The organism is uncultured Bacteroides sp. (genome assembly GCF_910585845.1).
GTDB lineage: Bacteria > Bacteroidota > Bacteroidia > Bacteroidales > Bacteroidaceae > Bacteroides.
In genome coordinates this window covers 1-15,912 of sequence record NZ_CAJUHF010000066.1, presented here as the reverse complement: position 1 = coordinate 15,912, position 15,912 = coordinate 1, and the positions used below count along the sequence as shown (strand labels likewise).

Annotated in this window: 7 protein-coding genes and 2 pseudogenes; 4 read left to right on the top strand and 5 right to left on the bottom strand. The window is 48.1% G+C overall.

All coding sequences use genetic code 11. From position 1 onward, the window contains the following. The 5 genes and pseudogenes from QZ323_RS13370 to QZ323_RS13350 all read right to left on the bottom strand — a co-directional run. Positions 1-801, bottom strand: a pseudogene (locus QZ323_RS13370) (glycoside hydrolase family protein); the annotation flags it as partial. A gap of 293 nt (positions 802-1,094) precedes the next feature. Continuing rightward, the gene (locus tag QZ323_RS13365) at positions 1,095-2,606 is read right to left on the bottom strand and encodes a RagB/SusD family nutrient uptake outer membrane protein (RefSeq protein ID WP_294635205.1); all 1,512 of its coding nucleotides are present in this window, start codon (positions 2,604-2,606) and stop codon (positions 1,095-1,097) included. A 26-nt stretch (positions 2,607-2,632) separates the two neighbouring features. Then, on the bottom strand, positions 2,633-5,716 hold the full coding sequence (locus QZ323_RS13360; RefSeq protein ID WP_294635204.1) for a TonB-dependent receptor: 3,084 nt from the start codon (positions 5,714-5,716) through the stop codon (positions 2,633-2,635). 194 nt (positions 5,717-5,910) lie between these two features. Next, on the bottom strand, positions 5,911-7,473 hold the full coding sequence (locus QZ323_RS13355) for an arylsulfatase (RefSeq protein ID WP_294635203.1): 1,563 nt from the start codon (positions 7,471-7,473) through the stop codon (positions 5,911-5,913). Between the two features lie 286 nt (positions 7,474-7,759). Then, complete coding sequence (locus QZ323_RS13350; protein WP_294635202.1) at positions 7,760-11,833, bottom strand: two-component regulator propeller domain-containing protein; 4,074 nt, start codon at positions 11,831-11,833, stop codon at positions 7,760-7,762. A gap of 243 nt (positions 11,834-12,076) precedes the next feature. Here QZ323_RS13350 and QZ323_RS13345 point away from each other — a divergent pair, with 243 nt between their 5' ends. From QZ323_RS13345 to QZ323_RS13330, 4 genes and pseudogenes are all read left to right on the top strand, one after another. Then, the gene (locus QZ323_RS13345; protein ID WP_294635201.1) at positions 12,077-13,159 is read left to right on the top strand and encodes a phosphotransferase; all 1,083 of its coding nucleotides are present in this window, start codon (positions 12,077-12,079) and stop codon (positions 13,157-13,159) included. 7 nt (positions 13,160-13,166) lie between these two features. Then, positions 13,167-13,829, top strand: a pseudogene (locus QZ323_RS13340) (carbohydrate-binding family 9-like protein); the annotation flags it as partial. 171 nt (positions 13,830-14,000) lie between these two features. Next, positions 14,001-14,435: a DUF6078 family protein gene (locus QZ323_RS13335; RefSeq protein WP_294635199.1), complete on the top strand. Its 435-nt coding sequence runs from the start codon at positions 14,001-14,003 to the stop codon at positions 14,433-14,435. Between the two features lie 582 nt (positions 14,436-15,017). Next, the gene (locus tag QZ323_RS13330) at positions 15,018-15,497 is read left to right on the top strand and encodes an outer membrane beta-barrel protein (protein ID WP_294635198.1); all 480 of its coding nucleotides are present in this window, start codon (positions 15,018-15,020) and stop codon (positions 15,495-15,497) included. The last annotated feature ends 415 nt before the right edge of the window (positions 15,498-15,912 follow it).

The window sequence follows — 15,912 nt, the reverse complement described above, 5'->3', positions numbered from 1 at the left end:
ACTCCGATGTTGAAACTTTATGCAAAAGTATAACGATTAAATAATATACAATGAATGTTGGTCTGTCGTCCTCAAAAAGGATGAATGGACGCTCCAATTGTCCTTGTTTGGTTATTGTGCCGTTTTCCCACTCTATTGTTTTCGAGTATGCTTTCGGGTCTTTGTCAACGGTCCAGTTGATGCCATCTTTAGAATGTGCCATAACACCACCTCCTTTTTCGCCTGTAAATTTGGCTACATGATCCTTAAAGATGACATGATATCCTTTATCGTCTTTCCAGAGAAAAGGATCTTCCGCTTCTCCTTGGCCGTTTACTTGGAAAATGGGCTGCTCATTGTTTAATACTTGGTAAGGACCTTCGATAGTCGGAGCATAGGCGATTCCTAAAGCCATATTTGAATACTTCCCGTCTTCCAGATGCCTGCGCCCCTTGAAGATCATCATGATAGAACCATCTTCCAGTACGACTGGCGAAGGGTTGGAGGTCAAGAAGCTATAGAAGGTGATACAGCATGAACGATTTCCGAGGCCACCATCCAACCTGGATGGAAAGGTAGTGACTTAGGAAAGCGGGATACGAACATGTGGTATTTGCCATCGTCTCCTTTTACTACGGAACTGCCCCAATTCCAGTAACCCTCACTTTCGAAGGCGGGTGTTTCTATTGCTTTGTCTAATCGGTGGAATAAAGGGTTCTCAGATTTCTGTTTTAACTCTATCCGGTTCTCAATCTTCTGTGCATGAAGTAAGCTGATTGAAGAAAGAAGTGCCAGTCCAAATAAAAAAATATTTTTCTTCATGATCTGTGATTTTTGCTCCTATTAGATAATGTATCGAATAGTTTCTTAGACTCTTTTCCTAAACTCTTGTGCAATTAACGATTTATTGTATGCACTTAAAAGTGTTCCTTCTTTCTCTTTTTCACCTGTTTTTTATTGATATCGGGTAGATTATCTTAGATATAAAAAGAAGGAAAAAAGGAGGGAAAAGGATCTCTCGATCCTTTTCCCTCCATACACATATCAAATTGATTAAGGTCTGTTTGATTTATTAGATAATGAGGTTAGAAGTATATGTAAGCGTCTTTTGTTGATTAATATCCTGCATTGTTGGTCCAGCCAGTAAGCTTGATTTGAGTAGAAGGAATTGGAAAATAGTAATGGTTATTGGCTTTCATAAGCGATGAAGGATAATATTCAGATTTGAATTCACTCACTTTTTCACGACGTACCAAGTCGAACCAACGCTTGTATTCGGCTAAGAATTCGTAACCACGTTCCGCAAACACTGCTTTGTCGAATTCCTCGCTATTAGTTGTTGTTGTCAAAGGTGCACCAGCGCGGGCTTGAACATCTTGCAGGCATTTTAAAGCTTTGGCGTTAACATTACCTGTAGCTAAGTTAGATGCTTCAGCATATCTTAATAATACATCTGCATATCGGTAAATGGGGGTTATACCGTTAGATTGTGCACTATTACCTGCTACTCCCTGATTATAATCTTGGTATTTGGCAATACAAGGGTATTTGTCCTGGCTGTCTTGCCATTTTACGGTCTTTCCTGCTGCTGTAGGCCATTCGGTCATGTAATTGAATTCTTTCCGTGCACCTTCCGGATAGATTGCCATATAGTCCGGATTGGCATAATAGTCTGCCCAACCGGCTTTGACATAGTCTCGCGGATAGAAAGACTTGCCATACTGACTTGCAACTTTGTTTGCCACAGAATTGTGTATGGCGAATAGATGCTCATTGGCTTCTTCCTTCTTGGCTTCTTTCCATAAATCGCCATATACCGGTGTCAGAGAGAGGCCGGAGTGTTCTATAATGTCCAAAGAGACTTCCGCAGCTTTCGCGTAATATTCTTTACCTAACTTTAAAGGCCATCCTGCCATAGTCATGTAAACATCAGAAAGGAGTGCTTTTGCTGCCCATTGTGAAGGTGTAGAACTGAATCCGCTACGACTCACTGTGGGCAATGATGCGCATGCTTCAATCAGGTCGGGAACGATAATCTTATTATAAATATCAGCCACAGCGGTACGTGGTTGATATTCGATGGCTTCGGAACTATTTGTGACGTATGGAATGTCTCCGTACATACGTACTAAATAGAAATAACTCAAAGCGCGCATGAAACGAGCTTCTGCCACAACAGCCTTATATCGTTTTGCTATCTTCTCGGAGGCTTCTCTTTCTGCGTCAGTTACACCGCTTATTTCGGGAATGGGAGTACCTGCAATCAGAGTATTGGCACCGGTAATGACACTCCAGAAATTAGCCCATGAAGTGTCCCAGTCTGCTGTGTTGGAGCTTATGCTTGGATTCAACTGGATAATGTAATCTAAAACATTATTGGGTTTAGGAGAGCTTACCATTTGGTCTGCTGCGCAATCTATACGCATCATGCGGCAGCAGAAACCATAATTACCATTCCATAAATTCTTATAGAGACCGGTTGCTGCAAGTTCTACTTTGTTTATGTCCTGTTCTATACCATTATATTCTTCCTCTGTGATGAATGATTGGGGATACTGATCTAAATCAACGCATGCAGTAGTCAATGCCATACAGCATCCTAATGTTATATATGCTAATTTTTTCATAATGTCTTTTATCTTATCAGTTAATATTAGAATGAGAAGTTTACACCTAACAGAAAATTGCGGCTATTGGGATAACAACCCCAATCAACACCGGATACTAACGGACTGCCGAGCGTTGCTTCCGGATCAAGACCGCTATAGCTTGTTATCATGAAAGGATTCTGTACAGAGAGGTAAAATCTCAGGTCGTTGAGGAAAACCTTATCGCATGCCTTTTTAGGTAAGTTATATCCTAAAGTTATGCTCTTGACTTTTATGAAGTCACCTTTTTCTACAAACCGACTATTGAATCCGGTGGTAGTTTGGTTGAGTTTGACAAATCCTGGAACATCAGTGTTTTCATTTTCTTTGGTCCAACGATTTAAGAGTGCACGTTTAGGAGTAATAACATCCGTATTGATGCCTGATACGGCATTTCCGTAACCAGACTGATCGGTTACATTATAAATATCGAAGCCGTGGAAACCGATAATGAACAATGAAAGGTCGAAGTCTTTATAACGAAGAGTATTATTCCACCCCCAGTTAAAACTGGGCTGTCCGTTACCTATGATGCTTTGGTCATCATCATTGTAAGTACCGTCATTATTTGCGTCTAAGAGTTTCTCTTGACCCGGAACTACTTTATAGATGGAAGCATAAGTGCCTTTTGTCTCTACTCCATTCTTAATTACGGTGACTTCTTGATTTACTTCGTCGCTTTTCCAGACTCCTAAGTTGGTATATCCCCAGAAAGTTCCCAGTTTTTCTCCTTCAATCATTTTGAATACTTTGTTCTCATATTGTCCGGCTTGGATTTGAGTACGGTCTAATGTAGGGATATTCTTGAAAGTCCCTTTGTTGTGAGATAAAGTAACGTCCGTATGCCAGTTCCAATCTTTAGTACTTACCGGGTCTGCGCCAATTGTGATCTCAAAACCTCTGTTCTGTATTTCGCAGGCATTTTTCAGGAGTTTATCCCAACCACTATGGACAGGCTGTTGTACTTCTAATAGAACATCTTTAGATAATTTGTTATACCAGTCGGCAGTCAATGTCAAGCGTCCATTGAAGAAGCCTAAATCTATACCTGCATTGATTTGATCATTGCGTTCCCATTTCAAGTATTCGGCTGCCGGACGTCCGACTGTGTAAGACGTTGAGCCATCTGCGTTTTGGGTAGGTGTCATTTGAGAGAAAATGCGGTAGGGTTCTATCGCTTGATTACCTACAGAGCCATATCCGATACGTAACTTTAACTGGCTGATAGCTTTTACGTCTTGCATAAATGCTTCTTGCTTGATGTTCCATGCCAATGCGGCAGAAGGGAAATAATCCCATTTGTCTTTTAGGCGTGAGGAGCCGTCGGCGCGGATAGAAGCTGTTACCATGTACTTATCCATTAAGACATAGTTTACGCGGAACATTCCGGAAAGTAATGTATTTATAATGCGTCCTGAGCTTGCATTTTGGCTGTAAGAGTCGGCCAAACTGTTGGCACCCAGACGTTCAAAATACATGTTATTGGCTACTCCTTTCAAAGTGAAGTTATTGCTATAGGACTGTTCCAAAACGGCAGTTGCATTGATACGATGGTTCTTGTTAAACTCCTTGGTGTAGTTCAAGGTATTGGTATTTAGCCAGCTCCAGTTGAAAGCGCTGTTGGCTGTAGCCTGTGTTCTGGTATTCTTGAAATAGTAATAACTTTTGGCGTTCTCCGAGCTTGTCGCTAATGAATTGGTAAATGTTACTCCTAATTGGGTACGGAAAGTCAACCCGTCGATAATGTTAAAATCCATATAGCCTTGGAGGTTGTTTACCAGTCTTCGGGTGTCTCCGTCAATCTCATTGATATATCCCATTGGATTATAAGCCGGATTCCCGCCAATGGCATAAACGTTGTTATATTCTCCTTTTTCATTTGTGGGAGAAGTCGTATTCGGGAAGTTGATGGCAGAAACAAGTAACCCCTCATATTGAGCCATACGTGGACCTGATGAGATGTTCAGATTACCATAAAGATTCATACCGACTTTCCACCATTTTTTCAGTTTGGTATCAAGTTTCAAACGCCAGTTGAATGCATCATTCTTAGAGTTTTTGATGGCTCCTTCTACGCTTTCGTAGCGAAGGGAGGTCAGGAAATTCGTTTTCTCTCCACCACCGGCTATTGAGACTTCATAGTTCTGCGCCACTCCTGGAGAATTGAAAATATGATCTATATAATTATATCCTGCTTTGCCGCTTGAGAAGGCTGCTATTTGGTCGGGAGTATAATATACATGAGCTGCTTTTCCTTGGCTTTCGTTATATTCTTTTCCGTAGGCGTTGGCCAATTGGGCGAACTCTGCCGGAGAAAGAAGGTCGGGTTTGTTGATTACTGTTTTCAGATTTACAAATGCATTGACTGATACGGTCAAACGATCCTTGTTTGGGGTTTTTGTTGTCACTAAGATTACGCCATTGGCACCACGAGAGCCGTAGACAGCTGTGGCTGAAGCGTCTTTTAAGACCTCGATAGATTGGATGTCGGCAGGATTGAGAGATTTTAGGGAGCCGCCGATGAATCCGTCAACCACTACCAGGGGTTCACTGTCGGCAGTAATAGAGTTGATACCGCGGATACGGATGGTTTGGTCGCTGGAGGGATCACCTGCGCTGACAACTGACACACCGGCCATACGTCCTTGCAGAGCGTCTGATACATTGCCGGAAGGTGTGTTTTTCAGTACGTCTCCTGCTTTTACGGAGGCGACGGCACCGGTCAAATCACTTTTGCGTTGTACGCCATAGCCTACAACCACAACCTCCTGAAGGAGCTGGGTGTCTTCTGCTAATTTTACGTTGATAGAGGTTTTTCCGTTTACGGCAATTTTCTGTGTCTGATAGCCGATGTAAGAGAATGAGAGAGTTCCATTAGAAGGAACATTGCTGAGACTGAATTTTCCGTCGAAGTCTGTAATGCAGCCATTAGAAGTTCCCTCTACAATTACTGAGGCACCGATTACAGGACCAAAACTGTCTGTCACTGTACCTGTTACTGTAATGTTCTGTGCATTAGCTTGTGTGGCCAATAATATACAAAGTAACACAAGACCGAGATGTCTTAGGAAGTACGATTTCTTTTCCATAAATTAAATCTATTAATTAGTAATAAGGTTTTCTTCCGTTGAAGGAAGTGTTGAACTTCGTTGCAAATATATGTGACTGAATAGAAGTGAACCTTGATTAATAGTTCGCAAAAGGTACAAAATTGTACATTTCTGATGCAGTTCTCTGTTTATAGGGTTTTCTACTTGGTTTTATTCTCTGTTTATGGGGTTTTCTACTTGATTTTCTTCTCTTTTCCGGCTTTCACTTGCTCCAGCAGGGCGGAGAGTGCTCTGACGGTTTCCGGATGGGCTTCTGCTACGTTGTTTGTCTCCGAAGGGTCGATGGAGATATTGTACAGTTGGGGCTTCGGGTCGTTGCCCAGCTCCATACGGGTCCAGTGTTCGATGGCGGGTTTGTCGCTGGGTTCGATGTATTTCCATGTGCCTTGGATGATGGACAGGGTGTTGTTCAGGTTCTGCTGGACGATGTAGTCGCATCCGTTGTTGTCTTTCCCCAGGAGGGTGGCGAGTTGGTCGCGGCTGTCGGGGGCTACGCTGTCGGGCGTGAGCGGATGGTTGAGCAGGGCGGCGAACGAGGCGTAGACGTCGATCATGGAGAAGAGCGCCTGCTGCTTGCAGGGCTGGATGCCCAGGGGCCAGCGTACGATGAAGGGGATGCGGGTGCCGGCTTCGTAGGCGCTGTACTTTCCGCCGCGGTAGTGCTTCATGGGGGTGTGGCCGTTGAGGAGCTCAAGGGCTTGGTCTTGGTAGCCGTCATCGATGACGGGGCCGTTGTCGCTACAGAACACGAAGATGGTGTTGTCGGCAAGGTGGAGGCTGTCGAGCGTGTGCATGATTTCGCCTACGGTCCAGTCCAGTTGCAGGATGACGTCGCCACGGGTGCCCATGCCGCTCTTTCCGGCGAAACGGGGGTGGGGGACGCGGGGGACGTGGACGTCTTGCGTGCCCATGTATAGGAAGAAGGGTCGGTCCTGATGGTTGATGATGAAGTCTTTGGCTTTGGAGGTGATGACGTCGGCTATCTCTTCGTCGTTCCAGAGGGCGGCTTTTCCGCCGGTCATCCAGCCGATGCGGGGGATGCCGTTGATGATGGTGTTGTTGTGGCCTTGACTGGGCTTCAGGGTGACGAGTTCGGGGTTTTCGAGTCCGGTGGGCCAGTGGCCTACTTTGTGGTCGTAGCTGACGGTGATGGGGTCGTTGGGGTCGAGTCCTGCCACGCGGCCGTTTTCGACGAATACGCAGGGTACGCGGTCGACGGTGGCGGGGATGATGTATTCGTAGTCGAATCCGATGTCTTGGGTGTTCGGTCGGATGAGGGTATTGAAGTCGGTGCCGCCTTTGGGGCCGAGTCCGAGGTGCCATTTGCCGATGGCGGCGGTGGTGTAGCCTTCGGCGTGGAACATGTCGGCCAGGGTGACGCAGGCGGTGTCGATGATCAGTTCGGAGTTTCCGGGGGCGATGCCGGTGTTTTCTTGCCGCCAGGGGTACATTCCGGTCAGCAGTCCGAAGCGTGAGGGGGTGCTGGTGGAGGAGGTGGCGTATGCATTGGTGAACTGTGCACCTTGTCCGGCGAGGCGGTCGATGTTGGGGGTGCTTATTTGGGTGGCGCCGTAACAGCTCAGGTCGCCGATGCCGAGGTCGTCGGCTATCAGGTAGACGACGTTGGGTTTCTGCCGGAGATTGCAGTCGGTGGCTTCTTTTTGGGTTGTGTTTCCGCATCCGGCCAGCAAGGCGGCTCCTGCCGGAAGCGTCCATAAGGGAAGGATGTGCTTCATTGTTCTTTAGCTTTTAGATTGTTGTTTACGAGGGTCAAAGGTAATGGCTTTTCCTGAATTGTGTGTATAAAGAAGTACGGGCGAAGGATGAAAATGTACATTTTGGGCTGCGGGTTAAGGGGGGAGGGGTATCGGGCTGCTGAGTGAGGGGCTGTGAGTTTCAGAGTGACGAGCTGCGGGCTACGGAGTGACGGAAAAACGGCGAAAATTCGATGAAATCATTAAGTTTATTTAACCGCTTTTCGTGAACCGTTTTTCCGGTGCGGGCCGTTTCCGCCCGAAGAGGCTATTCCCCTTCGCTCTTCTCTTCCTCCTCCTCTCCGGCCGTCTCCCCCTTGCGGTAGGCGAGGGGGCTGACGTGGTACACGTCCTTGAAGCACTTCGAGAAGTAGCGCGAGGAGCTGAACCCGATCTTGTCCGATATCTCGGAGATGTTCAGTTCCATGTTGTTGCGCAGCATCAGGGCGCCTTTCTTGAGGCGGATGGTGAGGATGAAGTCGTTCGGGGTCTGTCCGGTGATGGCCTTCAGCTTGGTGAAGAGGTTGGTGCGCGCCATGCCCATTTCGCGGGCGAAGATGTTGACGTTGAACTCCGTGTCGTCCAGATGCTCCTCGATGATGCCGGTGGCACGGTCCAGGATGTCCTTGTCTATCGGGTTGGTGGCAAGCATCTGGGTGTAGGCCTGCGGCTGCTTGCTGAACTTCTCTTGCAGGAGGATGCGCGAGTTCACCAGATTGTTGCAGCGCGATATCAGCAGGTTCGTGTTGAACGGCTTGGTGATGTAGTCGTCCGCACCGGTGCGCAGGCCTTCGATGTTCTGCTCGATGGCGGTGCGTGCGGTGAGCAGCACTACCGGGATGTGGCAGGTGTTGAAGTCGCCCTTCAGCTGTTTGCAGAGTTCCGTGCCCGACATCTTGGGCATCACCACGTCGCTCACCACGATGTTCGGCATCTCCTTCCGCACCAGTTCCAGTCCCTCTTCTCCGTCGGCCGCCGTCAGCACCCGGTAGAAGGGGCGGAAGATGCCCGCCAGCATCTCGCGGATGGGGGCGTTGTCTTCTACGATGACCATCTTGACGTCGGGCATGCGCCTCTTCGGTGCGTTCTCCTCCAGTTCGGCCTTCAGCAGGGCGGATACTTCGGCCGATTGCGGCTGTTCGGCCTGCCGCACGTCTTCGCTCTTCTTGCTGATCTCCTCGGCACTGAACTGACTGTTGCCCAGCTGCAGGCGGACGATGAAGCAGCTGCCCTTGCCCAGTTCGCTTTCTACGCGAATGGTGCCGTGGTGCAGCTCTACGATGCCCTTCGTCAGTGCCAGACCGATGCCTGTTCCGGCGCTGCGGCTCGGGCTGTCCGGCTGTTCGGTCTGATAGAAACGGTCGAATATCTTGTCCGCCTCCTTGGCGTCGATGCCGCTTCCGGTGTCCGCAACGCGGATCACGGCTTCGTTGCCCTCGGTGGCGATGCCGAGGGTGATGGTGTCTTCGGCCTGCGTGTGCTTGATGGCGTTCGAGAGGAGGTTGTTCACCACCTTCTGCATCTGCTTCTGGTCGTACCACACTTCGAGGCTGTCGGTGTCTTTCTCGAACAGGAGGTTGATCTGCTTGCTGTTGGCGTACTCCATGAAAATCAGGTAGTTCTCGTAGAGGAAGTGCACGATGTCGTGCGGGCTGACCTTCACCTTCATGTGCCCTTGCTCCTGCTTGCGGAAGTCGAGCAGCTCGGTGATGAGCTCGCGCAGCTGTATGCTGTTCTGGTAGATGCCCAGTATCTTGTTGTAGATGGTGGGCGTGAAGTTCTGCAGTTGCATCAGCGTCTCCACCTGCGAGACGATGAGCGTGAGCGGCGTGCGGAACTCGTGCGAGATGTTGGTGAAGAAGCGCAGCTTCGACTGGTTCAGGGCCTCTACGTCCTGTATGTGCTTCTGCTCGTACTTGAGCGATTCGCGCAGCTTGATTCTCGACTTGTAGGTCCTGACCAGATACCCGAGCAGGATGCCCGTCACTACGAGGTAGACGAGGTAGGCGAGCGGCGTCCGGTAGTAGGGCGGAAGCACGTGTATGGTGAGGCGCACCTGCGGGCAGAGCGCTTCTTCCTTGCCGCGGGGCTTGACAAGCAGGTGGTAGGTGCCGGCGTTCAGGTTGGTGTACGTGATGATGGGCTGTCCGCGCGTACTGTTCCAGTCGTCCGAGAATCCCTCCAGTTTGTAGATGATGTCGTCTTTGTTGGCGGCTACGTAGTTGGACGTGGCAAACTCGATGCTGAACATCGTCTGGTCGGCGTTCAGCGTGATCTCCTCTGTGTGGCACAGCGACGACCGCGACAGGATGCCCGTATCGTCGCCCACTTTCACCTCCGTCCCGTTCACGATCAGGCGCGAGAGGATGATGCGGTAGGGCTTCGGGGTGAAGTTCAGCTCCAGCTCGTTGAAGGATATCATGCCCTGCGTGCCTCCGAGGAATATCTCGCCGTCGTGCGTGGCGCAAAGAGCATTCTCGTTGACGGCTGTCAGCGGGAAGCCGTTCTCCACGCTGTAGTTTCGGAACCGTCCCGTCTCCTGGTCGAAGATGGAGAACCCCTGGTTGGTGGTCAGGATCAGCTTGCCGCTCGTGGGCGACTCCTGCGTGTCGTAGATGCAGTCGCTCACCAGTCCGTTCGAGGCTTTGTCGAAGTTCGCGAAGTCGTTCGTGGCGGGGCGGTACAGGTCGAGCCCGCTGCCCGAGGTGGAGAACCACAGGTTGCCCCGGCTGTCCTGCATGATGTTGTTCACGTTGTTATTGCTGAGGCTGTGCGGCTGTTCGGCATCGTGCCGGTAGTTGGTCAGCTTGTTCGTGTCGAAGCGGTAGGCGAATACCCCTTCGCCCGTGGCGGCAATCCAGAGCGTGCCGTTCGCGTCCATCTCCAGGTCGGCAACCATGATTATCCGTCGTCCCTCCTTCGTATCCTTGAAGAGTTGCCGGCACTTCCCGTCCTGCGGGTCGAAGAGGCATACTCCGTTCTGCGTGGCGATGAGCAGTTGGTCCTGATAGGGTGTGATGTCGCGGACGATGTTCGAGGGGAGCGTCTCCGGATTATCTTCCTCCATGAGGTAGTGGGTGAACGTGCCCGTGCGTATGTCCAGCTTGTTCAGTCCGCCGAGGTGGGTGCCTATCCAGATGATTTCTTTGTCGGGGTCGTAATAGAGCGCCTTCACGTTGCTGTGTGAGATGCTGTTGTGCCCTTGCCCCGTGAGGTACCACTTGAATTCCCGCGTGTGTCGGTTGTAGAAGTTCAGCCCGCCGCCCTCGGTGCCTATCCACAGGTTGCCGTTCTTGTCTTCGATGGTGCGGCCTACGATGGGGCTGCTCAGCCCTTTCTTCTCTTCTCTCGATACCCGGTAGCCGGTGTAAATTTCATATTCGGGATTGAAGTAGTTGACGCCGCCGAAGTAGGTGCCCAGCCATAGCGTCCCCTGCTTGTCTTTCACGATGCACCAGATGGAGGAGTGGGTCAGCCCTTCGCTCTGGGCTTCGGCGGCGGTGTGGTTCTGGAAGATGCCGGTCGACTTGTTGTAGCGGTTCAGCCCGTTGAAGGTTCCTATCCATATATTTCCGAGGTCGTCTTCGCAGCAGGCTCTCACGAAGTTGGAAGATAGGCTGTGCGGGTTTTCCGGGTCGTGGCGCAGGTTCTCGATCGTTCCGTCGGCTTTCAGGTGGAAGAGGCCGTTCTCCCAACTGCCTATCCACATCTCGCCTGCGTTGTCCCGGTAGATGCTGGTGATGTTTCCTTTGTCGATGGGGTGCGTCAGTTGCTGTCCGTCCAGTCTCAGTTTGAATACGCCTTCGCTGGTGGTGCCTATCCACATCTCGCCTTCGTTCTCGTACATGCAGAAGATCTCGATGTTCTCTCCCGCCATCTGATAGAAGAGGTCGAAGTTTCCGGTCTGCTCGTTGTAGCGGTATATCTCGTTCTTTTTGCCGATGAAGAGTCCGTTCTTATAATAGATGCTGTTGATATTGTCTTGTAGCAGGGTGGTGAACCGTTGGGTGGTCAGGTCGAACTGGGCGATTCCTTCCGTGCAGAGCATGTAGATCTTTCCGTTCTGGTCTCCCGTGATGCGTAACACGGTGTTGCAGAAGAGGCTGTAAGGGTCGTTCTTGCTTAATTTGTATGTTTGGATATCATTGCCGTTGTATTGGTTCAGACCTTCGCGCGTGGCAATCCACAGGATGCCGTTCTCGTCAATATACAAACTGTTGACGCTGAACTGTGACAATCCATCGTCGGTAGTTAGGTGTTTGAAGGTAATATTTTGGCTGTATAGATTCGTTGTAACTATGCTTACTAAAGCCACTAATAGGGTTCTGATAAACTTTTGCACTTTTCTTAAGGTATTTTGAAGAGGCTGTTTTGCCTTCGGACATAAATTCTCAGGAACAACCTCCAAGGTTTCAGACACAAATATAAGGCATTTTGCTTAAAAAGGGAAGTTTGTACTCCGATTTTTACGGCTATATCTGCTGAAATGTATATTTTTGGGCGTTTACCGGACGAATTTGGACTTTTATATTAATGAGGAAGGCGTATATTTGCATAAACTATTTTAAACCTATTATTAAATATCATGAATAACCTCCAATCCATTGTATCCCATTTCCAGACGAAGGGTACAGTCAGCGGAATCAAGCCTTTGGGCAGCGGGCTGATCAATGACACCTACAAGGTGGCTACTCTCGAAGCAGATGCTCCCGACTACGTGTTGCAGCGCGTCAATCATGCCATTTTCCAGAATGTAGAGATGTTGCAGGCCAATATCGAGTCCGTCACCCGCCATATCCGCAAGAAGCTGACAGAGCAGGGCGTGGACGACATCGAACGCAAAGTGCTCTCGTTCGTTCCTGCCGATACGGGAAAGACCTACTGGCACGACGGCGAGAACTATTGGCGCATCATGGTGTTCATTCCCAATGCCAAGACCTATGAGACGGTGAATGCCGAGTATTCTTACTATGCCGGTGTGGCTTTCGGCAATTTCCAGGCGATGCTTGCGGACATCCCCGATACGCTGGGCGAGACGATTCCCGATTTCCACAATATGGAGTTCCGCCTGAAGCAACTCCGCGATGCCGTGGCTGCGGATGCCGTAGGCCGTGTGAAGGAAGTGTGCTATTATCTGGACGAGATAGAGAAGCGTGCGCAGGAGATGTGCAAGGGCGAGCGCCTGTATCGTGAGGACAAATTGCCCAAACGCGTGTGCCATTGCGATACGAAGGTGAACAACATGATGTTCGATGAAGAGGGCAAGGTGCTTTGCGTGATCGACCTCGACACGGTGATGCCCAACTTTATCTTCTCCGACTTCGGCGATTTCCTCCGTTCCGCCGCCAATACCGGTGCCGAAGACGACGAGAACCTGGACAACGTGAACTTCAACATGGAGATCTTCAAGGCATTCGCCAAGGGGTATCTGGAGTCGGCAAAGGTCTTCCTGCTCCCGATAGAGGTCGAGAACCTGCCCTACGCCGCCGCCCTGTTCCCTTACATGCAGTGCGTCCGTTTCCTGGCGGATTATATCAACGGTGATACCTATTACAAGATTAAATATCCCGAGCACAACCTTGTACGCACAAAGGCGCAGTTCAAACTGCTGCAAAGCGTAGAGGAACATACGCCGGAGATGCAGAAGTTTATTGAGGATAATCTCTAAAGGGGGTAGGAGTTAAGTTATGAACGAACTGAATGTAAAGAAAGTGGGCCAAGCCCATGTGCTGGCAGAAGAGGTACCGGCTTTGCTCGATAAAGAAAATGTTGCTTTTCAGCCTATTGATACGGTCAATTGGGAAGCGTTTCCTTATAAGCCGGAAGTACTCTTCCGCATCGCCCATACGGATGACGCCATCCTGTTGCACTATAAGGTGAAGGAAGCCAGCGTGCGTGCCGTGGCAGCCGGAGATAACGGTGCCGTGTGGGAAGATGCTTGTGTGGAGTTCTTCTCCGTTCCTGCCGGCGACGGCGTTTACTATAACGTGGAATGCAATTGTGCCGGAACTCTGTTGATAGCTGCCGGTACCGGACGCAACGCCCGCGAGCATGCTCCGCAGGAAGTGATGGATACAGTCCAACGTTGGTCTTCCTTGGGACGTGAACCTTTTGAAGAACGGGTAGGAGAGTGCGCCTGGGAACTTGCATTGGTGATACCTTATTCCGCCTTCTTCAAGCATCAACTGTCCGCTCTTGATGGAAAATCAATCCGTGCCAACTTCTATAAGTGCGGCGATAAGTTACAGACTCCGCACTTCCTCTCCTGGAATCCTATAAATGTGGAAACACCTGATTTCCATCGTCCCGACTTCTTCGGGATGCTGAAGTTCCTTTAGGAAGTGGAAAATTGAAAATGGAAAGTGTAAAGTGTAAAGTGTAAAGTGTAAAGTGGAGCGTTAAATATATCCCTAACGATTTTCCATTTTCCCCTTTCCATTTTCCATTTCTTATTTCTTATTTTCCCCTTTCTATTCCTATCTTTGTGCCTGAATCAATTTATAATAATTATGAAAAGCTCTTCCGAAACTCCTTTGGCTTCTTGCCACTATCCGCGTTGCTTCAATATTCAATGTACGAAAGCAGAGAAATGCTTGCATCGTCTGGTTGCGGTTCACGATACATCAGACTATCCGGTGATCAGCATTGTCAATCCGTTGTGCATCCCTGCCGATAGCGAACAGTGTCCTTATTTTAAGTCTACACAAAAGGTACGTGTGGCGTGGGGAATCAGCCACTTGCTTGATGAAGTTCCTAGCAAGAACTTTCAACCTCTGAAACAACAACTGATAGCCCACTTTGGTCGTGGAAGATATTATCGTTTCTATCGGAAAGAATGCGCCCTTTCACTTGAAGACCAGGACTATGTCCGTAAGGCGTTCCAGCAGTATGGCATCGACAAAGAACCGGTCTTTGATTTCTATAGTGAGGAGTACAAGTGGTGAATAAGTGCAATATCCTTCTCTCTCCTCTCATGTTTTTTTCTCATTTTATCTGCCATCTGCAAGGATTTGACATTTATCCTTTTAGTTATCAATTTGTTACAGGCTTGCAGATACCCCTTGCAGATGGCTTGCAGATAAAGTATCTGCAAGCCCCTCACAGAGTAGAACCGGCGGATATAAGTATTTTCGTAGTTACTATCCTTTTTATCCTCCTGCTATATAGTTAACTCATTAGTTCATACAGTATGAACACTTTGTTTTTATACTATGTAACAAGGTGTTCAGTTTAGAAAAACAAAGTGTTTCTATTATATGTAACAAAGTGTTTCAATACTAAGAAATAAAGTGTTTCATATGAAAAAGACACAAGTGGTCTTTTAAAAGAAACATTTCAAGTGATGCGTTCGCAACCTTACAAAGTCATCCTAAGAGATAAAAAAGAGATTTTTTCGATAAGTACTTATTATATGATGTCTTTCTGATTTATCATCTCTTATTTGTATATCTCATTTATTTTTAATACATTGTAACCGTTTTCTCATGATCCCTATTTCAACTAATACCATTAAAACAATACGCATTATGAAAAAGTACATTCTATTCGCTCTGTTTATGAACTTGACAACAGCGTTCAGTTATTCACAAGTGAGAATTAACGTGCAAGGTGGTGCCGGTTTCAACAGCATCACAAAAAGTGATAGTTACGATGGTAATTTTGGATTCCGTTTTGGTGTAGGAGTGGACATTCCTTTGGTTGGCAACTGGTCGTTCCAGACGGGATTGCAATTCCTGAACAGAAAGAGTACGGCCGATAAGTATGCACCGGAATATATTCAGCATAAGGGACAAGAAGCCTTATGTCATAGGATGTTATACTCTCAAATAAATGCCGTTTACTTCCAACTTCCGATAAAAATAGCAGCCTACTTACCCATAAACCCAAATTGCGGTTTGCAGATAAGTACAGGCCCCTACATTTCATATGGCATTGTTGGAAATACCGACATAGCCGTAGTACAGCATGTCACATTGACGAACGACGGTTCTGTCACAGATTTTTGAGATTGGGAGATACATTGGAGATCAAATTTTGAGACTTTCGACAAGGACAACGGCGTGAGACGCTTTGACATCGGTTTAGGCATCAGTGCGGATTTCAAGTACAAGTCATTCTTTATCGGCTGTGGAGTGGAGCACGGGCTTTTCTTTCTTAAAAGGACTTTTCCCAAGGACGTGTTAAAAGCTGTTCTTGACGGAGACCGAACAACAGTTGCTCCTCGTAACTTCGGAGTGGAGTTTCATGTGGGGTATAGTTTCTGCGTGGGAAAATAAAGATTATTCTACTACCATCTTATGGCTTTACGATAATTCAAATAACTTGTTATTGTTTTTTTATTAGGTTGGTTAGATGATTACTTATAACTACTCGTTGGTTGAATTAAGAATCTAAATATTTACAAATGAAAAAGTTGCACAC

Bases quoted from the DNA above. Each gene is read 5' to 3' on its own strand.
- QZ323_RS13355 (WP_294635203.1), bottom strand. From the start codon at position 7,473: ATGAAGCACATCCTTCCCTTATGGACGCTTCCGGCAGGAGCCGCCTTG.
- QZ323_RS13365 (WP_294635205.1), bottom strand. From the start codon at position 2,606: ATGAAAAAATTAGCATATATAACATTAGGATGCTGTATGGCATTGACT.
- QZ323_RS13360 (WP_294635204.1), bottom strand. From the start codon at position 5,716: ATGGAAAAGAAATCGTACTTCCTAAGACATCTCGGTCTTGTGTTACTT.
- QZ323_RS13330 (WP_294635198.1), top strand. From the start codon at position 15,018: ATGAAAAAGTACATTCTATTCGCTCTGTTTATGAACTTGACAACAGCG.
- QZ323_RS13335 (WP_294635199.1), top strand. From the start codon at position 14,001: ATGAAAAGCTCTTCCGAAACTCCTTTGGCTTCTTGCCACTATCCGCGT.
- QZ323_RS13345 (WP_294635201.1), top strand. From the start codon at position 12,077: ATGAATAACCTCCAATCCATTGTATCCCATTTCCAGACGAAGGGTACA.